This is a genomic window from Ruegeria sp. CDSA033 (assembly GCF_059612305.1).
The window spans coordinates 42,619-56,303 of sequence record NZ_JBXWQI010000006.1 but is presented as its reverse complement, the minus strand read 5'-3'; the positions used below and the strand labels follow the sequence as shown (position 1 = coordinate 56,303).

Here is a 13,685-nt window from a genome sequence, read left to right as displayed (position 1 = left end):
AGGTGCCCGAACACCTTTGACGTCGATCCCCTAACGGAGTGCTAAAGCGAGAAGGTCAGAAACCTCGGATTTGAATCAAACCCGTATCTACGCCCGTTTTTCCAGCTTGGCTTGATGGCGGACGGAAAATTCGCTGCGCTGCCCGTCTGCACCATAGGTGGTGAATTCCTGCCGCACGCGCCGTAACTCGGCCATGCGGTTGGCCACCGCGCGAATCCCTTCGGCGGCGCTGTTTAGTAACGCCTGGTTCCGCTCGACCTTTCTTTGCAGGCGGATCAGCTCATCACTATCAAAGACGTCAAGATCATTAATCGCACCAATCAGCTTTTCCTTTTCCGGAGCCGTATGATGCAGACGATCCAGATCGCCCTGCACCAGCGCGTTTTGCTCAAGCTCAAGAACGTCTTCGAGTGATTTTATAAGGCCGGCTTCAGGCGTCTTTGGCATCGGTTTTCTCCATCATGGATTGGAACAGGATTTCAGACAGACCAACGCCACCGGATCTGGCCAGCGCACGGGCCTGATGCTGAACTAGAAATGAGGCAAACTGATCTTCACCCGCACCGCCGCCAATGGATTGGCGCGCTTGGCCCAGCCCGGCCGATTTCAGCATCTCACTCAGAAACGCGGTCTCTAGTTCTATCGCCGCCTCCCGCAATTTCTGGGAATAGGCGGGGGGTTGAGATGGGGAGAGAGGCGGGGAAACCTTCATTGCTTTCTCCAAAAATTGCATCGAACTTTTTCGATCAAAAGCGAAAGCAGTTAAAATAAACGTAACTTCCTGCAGGCAGGTTTCCGGTCACACAACCGGAGTCGGAGCAAAATGCCCAACCCTCTTTCAGTGATGTCATCCTCGCCAACCGCAACCGCCAAACCCCACGGGATCAATCCCGAGCATGGGGATGAAAGTGGCACGACGTTTGAGGCCGTGCTCAAACAACACAAAGGTGAGAACAAGGAAGAAGCAGCCGCTCTTAAAGGCGCTGAACCAGAACCGGACGTGGACGTTGAAACGGACGAGGCTGTCTTGCTTGAAGATACAGAAGTGCCCGCTGATCCCAACCAGAGTGAGCGGACACCCCTTCTGGACACACGTCTTGAAGTGAGCACAAAACGCGATCCCGCCGAAACACCCGTGTCAGCTGCGTTACCCGACACGCGCAGTCCGAAAGTGCCTGAAACCGAGCAAACCGGCCAGGCCAATACGGTCGATAAACTGGATGCAGGCATCAATGATTCGCGCAAAGTTACCCCGGACCTTCAGCACAGCGCGGCTTTGAGGCCCGCGTCACAACCAATAGCAACGCGGGGAAAGGCGGACCTCGCGACTTCTGTGTTGCAACCTGTGGGTATATCCCCAAAAGATACCGCAGACCTGACCGTTCATACAGCGCGGCACCAGCGTGAAACGCAACATCCGCCGTTAAACAATCTTGCACCACCGCAAACGACCAACCCGGATCGCGCGCCGAGCATCGCTCAATTGCAGATGTTCGCGCCGGAAAAAACCCGTGCTCAGACTGACGCGCCAGCAACTCACGAGGTGGAAGACATTCACGCCCTCAGGGCAGATTCGCCCATTTCGGCGGGTCGGGATTCGGTATCTTCTGCGCAAGTCATGGCACAGACTGCCCGGTCCGAGACAGCGCGCGCCGTCGCCGGGCAAATGGCGGCCGTCATCAATACTCAATCGAAATCCGGTTCAGTGGAGATCGCGCTGAACCCCGAAGAACTGGGGCGAGTGTCCATCATGTTGAACGGTCGCGATGACGGATTGCATCTGACAATTTCCGCCGAGCGCCCGGAAACCCTCGAGATGATGCGGCGTCATTTGGCGGTGCTGGAGGAAGAGTTCAAGAATTTTGGCTTGGGCGATCTGTCAATTGACCTTGGGACATCCGAAGACGCCGAGCATAACCAGGCCGGCCACCAGGATGGATCGCCTACTGAGACCGCGCAACTCACCGATTCCTCTTCAAACGCGTCACCCATTCCCAAAACCGGCCCCGTTGGCCGCATCGACATGAGGTTGTGAAATTGATTACCCTGACCCAACCCAACGCCCAACCGTCAGCCACAGCGCAACACAAAGACGCGCCAAAGCAAACAGGTCTGGCATCAGACTTTGAGACATTCCTTACAATGCTGACCGTACAGGCCCAGAATCAGGATCCTTTGAAACCATTGGATGCCTCAGAATATGCATCGCAACTGGCGCAATTCTCGATGGTCGAACAACAGGTTCAGACAAATGATTTGTTGGCGACACTTGGACAGGCGCTGGGTGGCGCAAATCTGGACAAACTCGGCAAATGGATCGGGATGGACGTTCGAGCGCCCGCGGCTTTCCAATATGAGGGCGAGCCCGTGACGCTGTTTGCCACACCTGCACCCGAGGCTGACAAGGCGGTCATGGTCATCCGCGACAGCGACGGTGCCGTTGTCGATCGTGTGGCTGTTTCCACGACCGACAACAAAACAGTTTGGACTGGTCAGGGAAGCGATGGGCAGCCTCTGGTGGCGGGAAGTTACTCGGCCACACTGGAAAGTTATGATGGTGACGAACTGTTATCGACACAGCTGGCAGAGACCTATGGCGAAGTTGTCGAAGCTCAGGTTACGGACAATCAGGTTATGCTGACCCTCGAAGGCGGGCAGGTTGTCGCTGCCACGACGGTAACCGGGGTCAGAGCCGGAACTTGATCTGCCGGGCAGGACAGTTCACACCTTGGCAGATTCGACTCGCTAACTGCATTGGTGAAACTCCTGCCTGCCCTAACCCACCCCCCTTCTGATCTGATCGACGATCTGCGCGCCCGTGGCCTTGTTCAGCCCGGCGCAGAGTTTCAAACGTTGTATGGCGGGCGAACAAATCAGGTCTGGAAAGTACTGGGTGGCAGCGGTGACAAGGTTCTGAAGCTGTATCGCGCTACACCGCGCAATCCACTGTTTCGCAACGATCCCGAACTCGAAGCGCAATGCCTGCGCGCGCTTGAACCAACCGGGTTTGTTCCCCGCCTGCGTGCGATCGGAACACATGATACAGGTCATTGGGTGTTCTACGATCACGCCCCGGGATCACCGTGGCAAGAAGGGCCTGAAGGTGTCGCCGGTTTGCTGCGTGAACTGCACAGGCTTGATGTTTCGGTCCAAGCGCCGGATGGCTGCAATGGCAGCCGGGACCTGGCTGAACATGCCGAACGTATTCTCAGCGTCTGCACCTCTGATACACGCGCACGACTCGCGCAGCTGCGCCCAAAAGGCCATGTGCCCGCGACCGCACACACATGCCTGATCCATGGCGATACCGTGGCCGGAAACATCCTTGTCGCGCCGACCGGCATAACCCTGATCGACTGGCAGTGCCCGGCTTGGGGCGATCCGTGCGAGGACATTGCGATGTTCCTGTCCCCGGCCATGCAACGGCTTTATCGGGGCGCACCCCTGAGCGTGACCGAGGAAGAGCGGTTTCTGACTGCTTATGGTCACGATGAAACTGTCGCGCGATACCGGGATTTGCGCCCGTGGTATGCATGGCGCATGGCTGCCTACTGTTTGTGGCGCATCGAAAACGGGGCTGCGGATTATGCCCAAACGCTCGAACTGGAATTCGCCGGGCTTTAGAGCGATAGCCGATCCGCGATTGCCATCGCAGCATAGGCGGGCGGCATCAGGGCGCGCCGCCAGAACCCAAGGGGAAACCGACCCGGCAGCTGTGCAATCGGCGCGGGCAACTCGGTCTGCTTATCCAAAACCACGCGGGCAAGGGCGCGTCCGCAATACGTCCCCATGGCAACGCCATTCCCGTGATAGGCAAAGGCAGTAAACATTCCGGGTTGATCGGGAACCGGCCCGACATAAGGCGTCAGCTTGCGCGACAGGCACACCATTCCGGACCACATATGGGTCACATCCACATCTTTCCATTCCGGAAACATGGCCTGAAAGTCCCGGCGCATTGTCTGGCGAATGGCGGCCTCGGCCCGAGGGGATGACCGCAGCCCTCCGCGCATGCCGAACAGGAACCTCCGATCAGGCATCAGGCGGAAATAGTGCAGCAGGTTTCGGGTGTCATAACACATCTGCTCCGAGGTCCACCCCTGCGCCTGCAACTCAGCGTCTGTCAGGGGCCGGGTCACCAGAACCGTGGATTGCGTGGGCATGTAGCGTCCCGACAACCAGGGCGGCATATCCTCGCTGGAGTATCCGTTCGTACAAATCAGAACATTCGTGGCGCGGATGTGACCTGATCCAGATTCAATATCGAACCCGGCCTGAGTTTTCCTGATGGTTTCAACCGGCGATTTCTGGAAAATCTGTACGCCCCGCGCCTTGGCGGCACTTGCCAAGCCAAACAGATACTTTCGAGGGTTAAGAGCGAAACCAACCGGATTTGTATATGCACCATGAAAGGAACCGCCCAGACCCAGGCGCTGCAGGTCATCAGAACCGTGCAAGACACCTGATGCTTCTGCGTTACGACGTAGCTTTTCCATCGCCCTTACCGAATGGGCCAGTTGGGTTTCCCCTTTCGAATGGGTATCGGCGTCGATCTGATGCTGTTCCAGCAAATCTGCGACAAGCTGAACAGCGTCTTCTTCCGCTTGTTCGTAAGACTGCGCAGCCTCAGCACCAAACCCACGGACCAAAGCCGCATGGCTCAGCTTGGACCCTCCGAGGCAGCAAAATCCGCCATTCCGGCCCGAGGCACCCCACCCCGGGGTTGCGGCCTCAAGAACCGCAACTTTCACACCTGCCTCGGCCAGATGCAGGGCTGCCGAAAGCCCCGTGAAGCCGCCGCCGACGATTGCGACGTCAACGTTCAGATCACCGTTATGGGTCGGCCAATCAGGTGCCGAAATTGTCTGATCCCACCAGCAGTTCTGACGGGGTCCAGGCCCATAGGTGTAGTCCGGAAAAAGACGTTTCATTCGGTGCGCGCAGCGGCAAGTTCATCCTGCTTTTGCCGAACCATTGCGCGTTTCGTCACCAGCGAGGCGGTGATGACGCCAACGGTAACAACTGCGATCATGATCGTGGACAAGGCATTGATCTCGGGGCTGACGCCCAGACGCACGGCCGAGAATATCTTGATCGGCAGCGTTGTCGCCGACGGGCCCGAGGTAAAGGACGCGATGACCAGATCGTCCAGCGACAAGGTAAATGCCAGCAACCATCCCGAAATCACCGCGGGCGCAATGATCGGCAGTGTCACAAGACGGAACGCTTGCGCTGGCGAACATCCCAGATCCAAAGCGGCCTCTTCCAGCGACTTGTCAAAGGTTACAAGGCGCGAGGATACGACGACCGACACAAAACACATCGAAAAGGTTGTGTGGGCCAGAACGATGGTCAGAATGCCCCGATCCAGTCCAATACCGATAAACAGCAGCAGCAGCGACAGACCGGTGATCACTTCGGGCATTACCAGAGGTGCATAAATCATTCCAGAAAACAGTGTCCTGCCAAAAAACCGCCCGCCTCGGACCAGAACATATGCGGCAGCGGTGCCAAGAACCGTGGCCAATGTGGATGAGAACACCGCAACCCGTATTGTCACCCAGGCCGCGTTCAGAAATGCCTCATTCTGGGCAAGTTCGCCGTACCACTTGGTCGAGAACCCCGCCCATACTGTGACCAGCTTGCTTTCGTTGAAGCTGAAGATGATCAGGATGACCATCGGGATGTAGAGGAACGCAAAGCCCAGTGTCAGAGACACCGCGTTGAACCAACTTAGCCTGTTCATTGCTCGGCCTCCGTCTGTTTCTGCTGGTTGCGCTGGAACAGCACAATCGGGATCACGAGGATCAGCAACAACACAACGGCAACGGCACTGGCCACCGGCCAATCGCGGTTCGAGAAGAACTCTTCCCACAACACCTTGCCGATCATCAGCGTGCTGGACCCGCCCAACAGCGACGGGATCACGAATTCACCGATCACCGGGATCATCACCAGGAAACAGCCGGCGATGATGCCGGGGCGCGACAGCGGTATGGTCACCAGCCAGAACGCCTTCAGACGGGAACAGCCCAGATCTTCGGCCGCTTCGATCAGGGATTCATCCATGCGCTCCAACGACGAATAAATCGGCAGGATCATGAAGGGCAAATAGGTGTAGACGATACCGATGTAGACGGCAGTGTTGGTGTTCAAAATGGTCAGCGGGGTCGAAATGATACCCAGCCACAACAGAATCTGGTTCAGATAGCCTTCATTGCTGAGAATTCCCATCCACGCGTAAACGCGGATCAGGAACGACGTCCAGAACGGCAGGATCACCAGCATCATCAGCGTCGGGCGCCATTCGGCTGGCGCACGAGCCATTCCATAGGCAATCGGATAACCCACCAGCAACGTCAGAACCGTCGAGATCATAGCGATCTTGACGCTGGACAGGTAGGCTTTCCAGTAAAGGTCATCTTCGGTCAGCCAGACGAAGTTTTCGAAATCCAACTGGCTGAAAAAGTCGGTTATCCCAGACCAACCCTGCGACAGATCCAGTGTCGGCGTATATGGCGGGATCGCCAGTTCGACATCCGACAGCGAAATCTTCAGAACGATGAAAAACGGTATCAGAAACAGGGCCAGCAGCCAGACGTAAGGAACAGCGATCAGAAGGGCGCGGCGCATCAGTTTGCCAACAAAACCGCAGCCGTTGCCGTCCACGACAGCCAGACCGGGTCTTCCCATGTAAAGGATCGGCGCGAGATTCGGCGCGTGTTGGCCGATTGCGCCTTGATGATCGTGCCATTCGGCAGTTCCACGTAGTACGTGGACAAGTTGCCCAGATAGGCAATGTCAAGCACCTTACCCTGTACCGCATTGATGGCATCCGCCGGGCGGTCGGCCGAGATCGTCACCTTTTCGGGGCGGATCGCAAGATGGCAGCTTTGCCCGTTCGAGAATTCTGTCGACGAGGTTGCGGTCAGCGGCGATTGCCCCTCGGCCCAGTCGATTTGGTAGGCTTCATCGCCGTTCGCGGTCGCCCGGCCTTCGATGATATTCACATCCCCGATAAAGTCAGCGACATAGACTGAGTTGGGGTTTTCATAGATCCTGTCCGGCGTTGACACCTGCATCAGCTTGCCCTGATCCATCACGGCTACGCGGCTGGCGACAGTCATCGCCTCTTCCTGATCGTGGGTCACGATCACAAAGGTAGTGCCGGTCTTTTCCTGAATATCCATCAGCTCGAACTGGGTGTCCTGCCGGAGTTTTTTGTCCAGCGCCCCCAAGGGTTCGTCTAGCAACAGCAGTTTTGGCGCTTTGGCCAGTGACCGTGCCAGCGCGACCCTCTGTCGTTGGCCACCAGAAATCTGGTGCGGTTTGCGGCGGGCGAATTGCTCAAGCCGGGTCAGGCGCAACATCTCTTCCACGCGGTCTTCAAGGTCCCGCTTGGGCATGTTGTCCCGGCGCAAACCGAAGGCAATGTTCTCCCAGATGCTGAGGTGAGGAAACAGCGCGTAGGACTGGAACATCATGTTCACAGCCCGCTTGTTTGGCGGGATTGGGTCGATGTCCTGCCCGCCCAGCATGATGTGCCCTTCGGTAGGTTTTTCAAACCCTGCCAGCATCCTCATCATGGTCGTTTTGCCGCAGCCGGATGGACCGAGCAAAGCAAAGAATTCCTGTTCGAAGATGTCCAGTGACAGGTTGTCGATGGCCGTGAATCCGCCAAAACGCTTGGTCACATTCTGGAATTGGATCAATGGTTTCGCCTGTGGATCTTCCCACGGCGCAAAGACGTTTGTGTTCAAGGCGGCCCCCGTTCGACGGTCTGATTGAAAGGGCAAGGCGGTCGGGCCGCCTTGCTCAAATACTTCGGTTCAGGTGCCCGATTTGATTTTGGTCCACAGACGGGTCACGCTCCGCTGCGTTTTGACCGGATAAGGTGTCGTGATGTACAGATTCTGCATCGTGGCATCACTCGGATAGATTGCCTGATCACCAATCACGTCTTCCTCAAGGAACTCCTGAGAAGCCTTGTTGCCATTGGCATAGTACACATAGTTCGATGCGGCAGCCATGTTGTTGGCGTCCAGAATGAAGTTCAAGAACTGGTGTGCGCCTTCCGGGTTCGGAGCATCTGCCGGGATGGCCATCTGGTCGAACCACATTAGCGAACCTTCAGCGAATGGGTGGTATTCAATTTCCACGCCATTTTCGGCCTCGGCCGCGCGATCCCGCGCTTGCAGGATGTCACCTGACCAACCGACAGCTACGCAGATATCGCCATTTGCCAGCGCGTTGATGTATTCCGAGCTGTGGAATTTCTGGATATGCGGGCGAACGCCAGCCAGGACTTCTTCGGCTTTACCGATCACATCGGTGTCATGGCTGTCCGGATCTTCACCGATATACTGCAGCACCATCGGAATAATCTCGGCCGGAGCGTCCAGGAAATGGACGCCGCACGAGGCCAGCTTTTCCATATTCTCCGGCTTCAGAACCAAGTCCATGCTGTTCAGAGCAACGTCATCGCCCAGCACTTCCTTAACCTTACCAACGTTAACGCCGAGGCCGGTCGTCCCCCACATGTAGTTGATCGAATAGGCGTTGTTCGGGTCATAGCCTGCGGTACGTTCCTGAATCACGTCCCATAGGTTTCCTGAATTCGAAAGCTTTGCTTCGTCCAGTTCCTGAAAGGCGCCAGCCTGAATCTGACGCTGTAGAAACGTACCCGACGGCACAACCACGTCATAGCCTGATCCACCGGCCAGCATCTTGGTTTCCAGAACCTCGTTGCTGTCAAACACGTCGTAGATCAGGGTCAGCCCTGTCTCTTCTTCGAATTTTTTCAGTAGATCCTCGTCGATATAGTCGGACCAGTTGTAGACGCGCACCTCTTCGGCAAAAGCCGCCGAAGTCCCCAGCGCGACAATCGCTGTCATCGTCAGCGTTTTGATTGACATATTTCTCTCCCTGCAAGTGTACGGGTATTCTCCCGTTTTTTTTGATTTGATCAAGTTTTGCGTTTTCCCCCGATCCATCGTATGGTTTCACGAGGTCAGGCGTCTGGCAAGTCGACACCACGCGAAACAGGGTAAACCACTTGGATTTGATCAAAAATAAAGCATCCAGCTCGAAGGTGGATGAGGGAAAAAGACCGGCGCATGAACAGGTGTACCAAACCCTGAGATCGCAGATCATGTACGGTGATCTGGTCCCGGGACAACCCGTCACGATACAGGGTTTGACCGAATCGCTCGGGGTTGGAATGACCCCCGTCCGCGAGGCGATCCGGCGGCTGATTTCGGATGGCGCACTGGTGTTTCAGGGCAATCGGCGCGTCAGCGTGCCTTTGTTGTCGGGCACCGATGTCGAGCAGATGATTTTTGCCAGAATATCAATAGAATCAGAGCTTTCCAGACGGGCAACCGCGAATCTAAAACCTGCTGATATCGATCAGCTCGAAAAGCTTGATCAGCGATTGGATCAGACCATCACAGACGGCGACGTCAGTGGTTATTTGCGCTTGAACCACCAGTTTCATGAAACGCTCTATGCGCATGCGGATGCTCCGATTCTCAACGATCTGGCCGAGCGGCTTTGGCTGCGGTTCGGCCCCTCACTACGCGTTGTCTGCGGACGGTTCGGAACACATAGCCTGCCGGATCGGCACAAAGACATCATCGCAAGCTTGCGGGCGAAAGATGCGGAAAAGGTCGCGAAAGCAACCGCTCAGGACATTGAGCAGGGTATGGAATTGATGTCGGACGCTTTGATCTCTGCCTGATTCAGGTCGATTCGATTGACACAAAAAAATTTGATCATATTGTGACGGGTAACCGCCTTTTGCAGGAGATTCTCTGATGTCGACCATCACCAATCACATGCCGACCGCCGAATTGCAGGCGCTGGATGCGGCGCATCATATGCACCCGTTTTCGGCCAACGGATCTTTGGGCGAGGAAGGTGCGCGCGTCATCACTCGTGCCAAAGGCGTGTACCTGACTGATAGCGAGGGCGAAGAGATTCTGGACGCCATGGCCGGTCTTTGGTGCGTCAATATCGGTTACGGTCGCGATGAACTGGCCGAGGTTGCTGCCCGTCAGATGCGTGAACTGCCCTATTACAACACGTTCTTCAAAACGACCCATATTCCAGCCATCGCTTTGGCAGCCAAGATCGCAGAACTGGCGCCGGGGGATCTGAATCACGTGTTCTTCGCGGCCGGTGGGTCCGAGGCAAATGACACCAACATTCGCCTGGTACGCACCTATTGGGCTGAGAAGGGTCAGCCGGACAAGAACATCATCATCAGCCGCCACAATGCCTATCACGGGTCCTCCGTCGGTTCGGCCTCGCTGGGCGGTATGGCGGGCATGCATGCGCAGGGCGGCATCCCGATCCCGAACATCCACCACATCAACCAGCCGAACTGGTGGGCAGAAGGCGGCGACATGGCGCCGGAAGAGTTTGGCCTGGCCCGCGCGCGTGAGCTGGAAGAAGCCATTCTGGAACTGGGCGAAGACCGCGTCGCGGCCTTTATTGCCGAACCCGTGCAGGGTGCGGGCGGGGTGATCGTTGCCCCCGATACCTACTGGCCCGAGATCCAGCGCATTTGCGACAAATACGATATCCTGTTGATCGCCGATGAGGTGATCTGCGGCTTTGGGCGAACAGGCAACTGGTTCGGGTCCGAAACCGTTGGTATCAAACCGCATATCATGACGATCGCCAAGGGCCTCAGCTCGGGTTACGCGCCCATCGGCGGATCCATCGTGAATGACGAGATCGCCGAGGTGATCGGCGGCACCGAGTTCAATCACGGCTATACCTATTCCGGCCACCCGGTTGCGGCGGCAGTCGCATTGGAGAACCTGCGCATCCTCGAAGAAGAAGGCATCGTCGACCACGTCCGCGACGTGGCCGCCCCCTATTTGAAAGAGAAATGGGAGGCCCTGGCCGATCATCCATTGGTCGGTGAGGCCAAGATCGTCGGCATGATGGCCTCAATCGCTCTGACGCCGGATAAGGCCAGCCGCGCCAAATTCGCGTCCGAGCCCGGTACGGTCGGCTACATCTGCCGCGACCGCTGCTTTGCCAACAACCTGATCATGCGCCATGTGGGTGACCGGATGATCATCTCCCCCCCGCTGGTCCTGACCCCTGCGGAAATCGACGAGATGTTCGTGCGAATTCACAAGTCACTGGACGAGGCGCAGGCCGAGATCATCGCGCAGGGGCTGATGAAGGCAGCGTCATAGTCCAGATTTCTACTACTCAGGTTTAAGGGGCGCACTAGATGCGCCCCTTCTCACTTTCTAAGTCGCAATTGCCCGTCAATCGATCCAGCTCAATTGCTGAACACAGCTAGATTCAATCAAATCGAGCGACAAAAAGAAGTAATTATGTATCGCGCGGCAACAATAAATTTATCGCGCGATAAATATCTTGATTTGATGTGACTCAGATTCAAGTATGCGAATGCGACTCGGTTACTTGTATTACCTCTACCGGCGTCGCGACCCGCTCTACTGCTGGGTCCACCTCCCGTCTATCGTAGTGAGTGCCGGTAGTCGGGAGGTTGCACAGCCAATACCTGACAGTGTATCCGCGGCGCATACCCAGGCAATAGATCAACGCCCTTCCATTGTCACCGCAACGCTTCCAAGAGGTTCAGACTGGCATATCCGTCTGGCAGCAACCCCTGCGCCAATTGATACGCCCGAACAGCTTTGACTGTGTTTGGCCCTGTGCGCCCGTCGACACCTTGGGTATCAAATCCAGCCTCTGTCAGTCGGGATTGCAGTTCCTTTTTCTCGGTGAAACTCAGCACCCTGTCACCACGTGGCCATTCGGTCTGGAACGACCCCCGTCCGGCCAGACGGTCAGACAGGTGTCCTATCCCGATCACATAGGCGTCGGCACCGTTGTATTTCTCAATCACCTTGAAATTGTCGAAGATCATCAGCGCCACGCCCTGCCCTCCGGCAGGCAACAGGATCGCCGCTTGCCCGTGATCCGAAATTTGGCCGCCGTTCGCCACCACCACACCACGCGCGGCCCATTGTGAGGGCATCAATGTGTGATCCCGCCTTGCGGTGGAATAGTCGAACCCTTTGGGCAGGGTCACCTCAACGCCCCACGGCTGCCCTTTGGTCCACCCATGCCGCGCCAGATAGGCGGCGGCCGAGGCCAGCGCATCGGTTGGATCGTCCGACCAGATATCGCGCCGCCCGTCCTCGTCGAAATCAACCGCATGGTCCAGAAACGAGGTTGGCATGAATTGCGTATGCCCCATCGCCCCGGCCCAGCTGCCCATCATGTTGCGCGGGCTGACGTCGCCCGCCTGAATGATCTGCAAGGCAGCGATCAACTGGGTTTCGAAGAATTGCGCGCGCCGTGCGTCAAACGCCAAAGTTGCCAGAGATCGGATGGTGTGGTCGCTGCCCCGAAACGTTCCGAACGAGGTCTCAAGCCCCCAAATCGCCGTTACCACCTCTTTTTCAACGCCGTACCTGGTTTCGATGCGGGCCAACGTATCACGATGTCGCTCCAACCCCGCCCGGCCGTTTCTGATCCGTGTGTCCGAAACGGCGGAATCCAGATAATGCCAAATTGGTTTCGAAAATTCCGCCTGATTGCGGTCGCGCCTGATCACGTCCTTATCGTAGGTTAAACCCGCCAGCGACCTGTCCAGTGTAGCGGTGGAAATGCCCTGCTCTACCGCCCGTTCACGAAATGCTCCAAGCCACGCCTGAAACCGCGCGTTTCCTTCCGTCGACACCCGGTACTCCTTAGCTGAGGGTCGTAATGCTGGCCGGATCGATATCGCCACGCCAGCTGACGCCAGCTGTATGGCCTGTGATCCGCCCAGAGTATTGATAGATTCCGCCTGCACAATGGATGCCCATAATGCGGCGGTCATAACGCCACCTATGCATTTACGCATTCCGAATTTTCCTGGTTACTGCTCGACTTCAGAATACCTCAAAATTCGCGTTTTCCAAAGCGTTCAGCTTGACCCCTCGCGATCTTTTGCTTTGTGTTCCGCACGAATTCCGGCAAGTGCCTCACGCAGTAAAGGGATGCGGTTTGGTCTAAAGCTTTCGCCTGTCACGGACATTTCGCGTATCCGGTCCAGCCGAAAGACGCGAAAATCCTGCCTCAGATGGCACCAGGAAATCAAAACGCTGGCGCGGTCCATATAGACGATACTCAGCGGGTTCACCTTACGGCGCGTGTCATCGCCCTTGGCATCGGTGTAGGCAAACTCGATCGTGCGTTCGTCCCATGTGGCCTGCCGCAGGTCAGCCACCGCAATGGTGGGCTTGGCTGGGCGATCAAAGCGCGTTGCTGTCAGCACTGCGTGGGACAGGCGGTGTGATTGGCGCTGCGGCAATCGTCCCTGTAATTTGCGCAACGTATTGCTGGCGGCGTCTGCCAACCCAGGATCACCAATGGCCTGAACCTCTCGCAGCCCCAAAACCAGCGCTTCAAGCTCATCATCTGTGAACCCAAGCGGCGGCAGGGTTGCGTCTTCGATCAGGGTAAAGCCAAAACCGGCCTCACCGTCGATCACTGCTCCAAGCCCACGCAACGACTCAATATCGCGATGAATGGTACGCGGCGAGACGCCCAGATCCTGCGCCAGTTGTTGGGACGTTTTCGGCGAAGGACCAGAGCGCAAGGCTTGCATCAATTGGAACAGGCGGGCGGTTCGGGACATAGTGCAG

At 56.8% G+C, this 13,685-nt stretch carries 15 protein-coding genes; 5 read left to right on the top strand and 10 right to left on the bottom strand.

Going from position 1 to position 13,685, the window contains the following annotated elements:
- Nucleotides 1–87 precede the first annotated feature (87 nt).
- Nucleotides 88–447: a flagellar biosynthesis protein FlgN gene (locus AC2FLA_RS10295; RefSeq protein ID WP_496721965.1), complete on the bottom strand. Its 360-nt coding sequence runs from the start codon at nt 445–447 to the stop codon at nt 88–90.
- Nucleotides 431–712, bottom strand: a complete 282-nt coding sequence (locus AC2FLA_RS10290) for a rod-binding protein (RefSeq protein WP_496721963.1) — start codon at nt 710–712, stop codon at nt 431–433. The genes AC2FLA_RS10295 and AC2FLA_RS10290 overlap by 17 nt, the downstream gene beginning before the upstream one ends.
- Before the next feature lie 111 nt (nt 713–823).
- Between AC2FLA_RS10290 and AC2FLA_RS10285 the strand changes: the two genes are divergently transcribed.
- The 3 genes from AC2FLA_RS10285 to AC2FLA_RS10275 are packed head-to-tail and all read left to right on the top strand — an operon-like array spanning nt 824 to nt 3,624.
- Nucleotides 824–2,035, top strand: a complete 1,212-nt coding sequence (locus AC2FLA_RS10285; protein WP_496721961.1) for a flagellar hook-length control protein FliK — start codon at nt 824–826, stop codon at nt 2,033–2,035.
- Nucleotides 2,032–2,703, top strand: a complete 672-nt coding sequence (locus AC2FLA_RS10280; protein WP_496721959.1) for a flagellar hook capping FlgD N-terminal domain-containing protein — start codon at nt 2,032–2,034, stop codon at nt 2,701–2,703. Before AC2FLA_RS10285 ends, AC2FLA_RS10280 begins: the two co-directional genes overlap by 4 nt.
- A 54-nt stretch (nt 2,704–2,757) precedes the next feature.
- Nucleotides 2,758–3,624 (top strand): phosphotransferase family protein, encoded by an 867-nt coding sequence (locus AC2FLA_RS10275; protein WP_496721957.1) that lies wholly within the window; start codon nt 2,758–2,760, stop codon nt 3,622–3,624.
- Here the strand turns inward: AC2FLA_RS10275 and AC2FLA_RS10270 are convergent.
- From AC2FLA_RS10270 to AC2FLA_RS10250, 5 genes are all read right to left on the bottom strand, one after another.
- Nucleotides 3,621–4,931 carry an NAD(P)/FAD-dependent oxidoreductase gene (locus AC2FLA_RS10270; RefSeq protein WP_496721955.1) on the bottom strand — a complete coding sequence of 437 codons (1,311 nt, stop codon included), beginning with the start codon at nt 4,929–4,931 and terminating at the stop codon, nt 3,621–3,623. The two genes, AC2FLA_RS10275 and AC2FLA_RS10270, sit on opposite strands and share 4 nt — an antisense overlap.
- The gene (locus AC2FLA_RS10265; RefSeq protein ID WP_058272596.1) at nt 4,928–5,746 is read right to left on the bottom strand and encodes an ABC transporter permease; all 819 of its coding nucleotides are present in this window, start codon (nt 5,744–5,746) and stop codon (nt 4,928–4,930) included. Before AC2FLA_RS10265 ends, AC2FLA_RS10270 begins: the two co-directional genes overlap by 4 nt.
- Nucleotides 5,743–6,633, bottom strand: coding sequence for an ABC transporter permease subunit (locus AC2FLA_RS10260; protein ID WP_496722160.1), 891 nt, complete (start codon nt 6,631–6,633; stop codon nt 5,743–5,745). The genes AC2FLA_RS10265 and AC2FLA_RS10260 overlap by 4 nt, the downstream gene beginning before the upstream one ends.
- Nucleotides 6,633–7,760, bottom strand: coding sequence for an ABC transporter ATP-binding protein (locus AC2FLA_RS10255; RefSeq protein WP_109310740.1), 1,128 nt, complete (start codon nt 7,758–7,760; stop codon nt 6,633–6,635). The genes AC2FLA_RS10260 and AC2FLA_RS10255 overlap by 1 nt, the downstream gene beginning before the upstream one ends.
- A gap of 69 nt (nt 7,761–7,829) precedes the next feature.
- Entirely contained in the window at nt 7,830–8,915 is a 1,086-nt protein-coding gene (locus tag AC2FLA_RS10250; RefSeq protein WP_113791802.1) for a polyamine ABC transporter substrate-binding protein, read from the bottom strand.
- A 140-nt stretch (nt 8,916–9,055) separates the two neighbouring features.
- Between AC2FLA_RS10250 and AC2FLA_RS10245 the strand changes: the two genes are divergently transcribed.
- On the top strand, nt 9,056–9,739 hold the full coding sequence (locus AC2FLA_RS10245; protein ID WP_109310637.1) for a GntR family transcriptional regulator: 684 nt from the start codon (nt 9,056–9,058) through the stop codon (nt 9,737–9,739).
- A 76-nt stretch (nt 9,740–9,815) separates the two neighbouring features.
- Nucleotides 9,816–11,213, top strand: coding sequence for an aspartate aminotransferase family protein (locus AC2FLA_RS10240; protein ID WP_282120351.1), 1,398 nt, complete (start codon nt 9,816–9,818; stop codon nt 11,211–11,213).
- A 389-nt stretch (nt 11,214–11,602) separates the two neighbouring features.
- On the opposite strand, the gene AC2FLA_RS10235 is transcribed toward AC2FLA_RS10240, so the two are convergent.
- From AC2FLA_RS10235 to AC2FLA_RS10225, 3 genes are all read right to left on the bottom strand, one after another.
- Nucleotides 11,603–12,736, bottom strand: coding sequence for a lytic murein transglycosylase (locus AC2FLA_RS10235; protein WP_496721953.1), 1,134 nt, complete (start codon nt 12,734–12,736; stop codon nt 11,603–11,605).
- A 10-nt stretch (nt 12,737–12,746) separates the two neighbouring features.
- Entirely contained in the window at nt 12,747–12,893 is a 147-nt protein-coding gene (locus AC2FLA_RS10230) for a hypothetical protein (protein ID WP_496721951.1), read from the bottom strand.
- 71 nt (nt 12,894–12,964) lie between these two features.
- Entirely contained in the window at nt 12,965–13,678 is a 714-nt protein-coding gene (locus AC2FLA_RS10225; RefSeq protein ID WP_496721949.1) for a helix-turn-helix transcriptional regulator, read from the bottom strand.
- Nucleotides 13,679–13,685 lie beyond the last annotated feature (7 nt).

Excerpts from the sequence above, each read along its gene's own strand:
- AC2FLA_RS10295 (WP_496721965.1), bottom strand. The coding sequence starts at position 447 with ATGCCAAAGACGCCTGAAGCCGGCCTTATAAAATCACTCGAAGACGTT.
- AC2FLA_RS10290 (WP_496721963.1), bottom strand. The coding sequence starts at position 712 with ATGAAGGTTTCCCCGCCTCTCTCCCCATCTCAACCCCCCGCCTATTCC.
- AC2FLA_RS10285 (WP_496721961.1), top strand. The coding sequence starts at position 824 with ATGCCCAACCCTCTTTCAGTGATGTCATCCTCGCCAACCGCAACCGCC.
- AC2FLA_RS10270 (WP_496721955.1), bottom strand. The coding sequence starts at position 4,931 with ATGAAACGTCTTTTTCCGGACTACACCTATGGGCCTGGACCCCGTCAG.
- AC2FLA_RS10265 (WP_058272596.1), bottom strand. The coding sequence starts at position 5,746 with ATGAACAGGCTAAGTTGGTTCAACGCGGTGTCTCTGACACTGGGCTTT.
- AC2FLA_RS10260 (WP_496722160.1), bottom strand. The coding sequence starts at position 6,633 with ATGCGCCGCGCCCTTCTGATCGCTGTTCCTTACGTCTGGCTGCTGGCC.
- AC2FLA_RS10250 (WP_113791802.1), bottom strand. The coding sequence starts at position 8,915 with ATGTCAATCAAAACGCTGACGATGACAGCGATTGTCGCGCTGGGGACT.
- AC2FLA_RS10240 (WP_282120351.1), top strand. The coding sequence starts at position 9,816 with ATGTCGACCATCACCAATCACATGCCGACCGCCGAATTGCAGGCGCTG.
- AC2FLA_RS10230 (WP_496721951.1), bottom strand. The coding sequence starts at position 12,893 with ATGCATAGGTGGCGTTATGACCGCCGCATTATGGGCATCCATTGTGCA.
- AC2FLA_RS10225 (WP_496721949.1), bottom strand. The coding sequence starts at position 13,678 with ATGTCCCGAACCGCCCGCCTGTTCCAATTGATGCAAGCCTTGCGCTCT.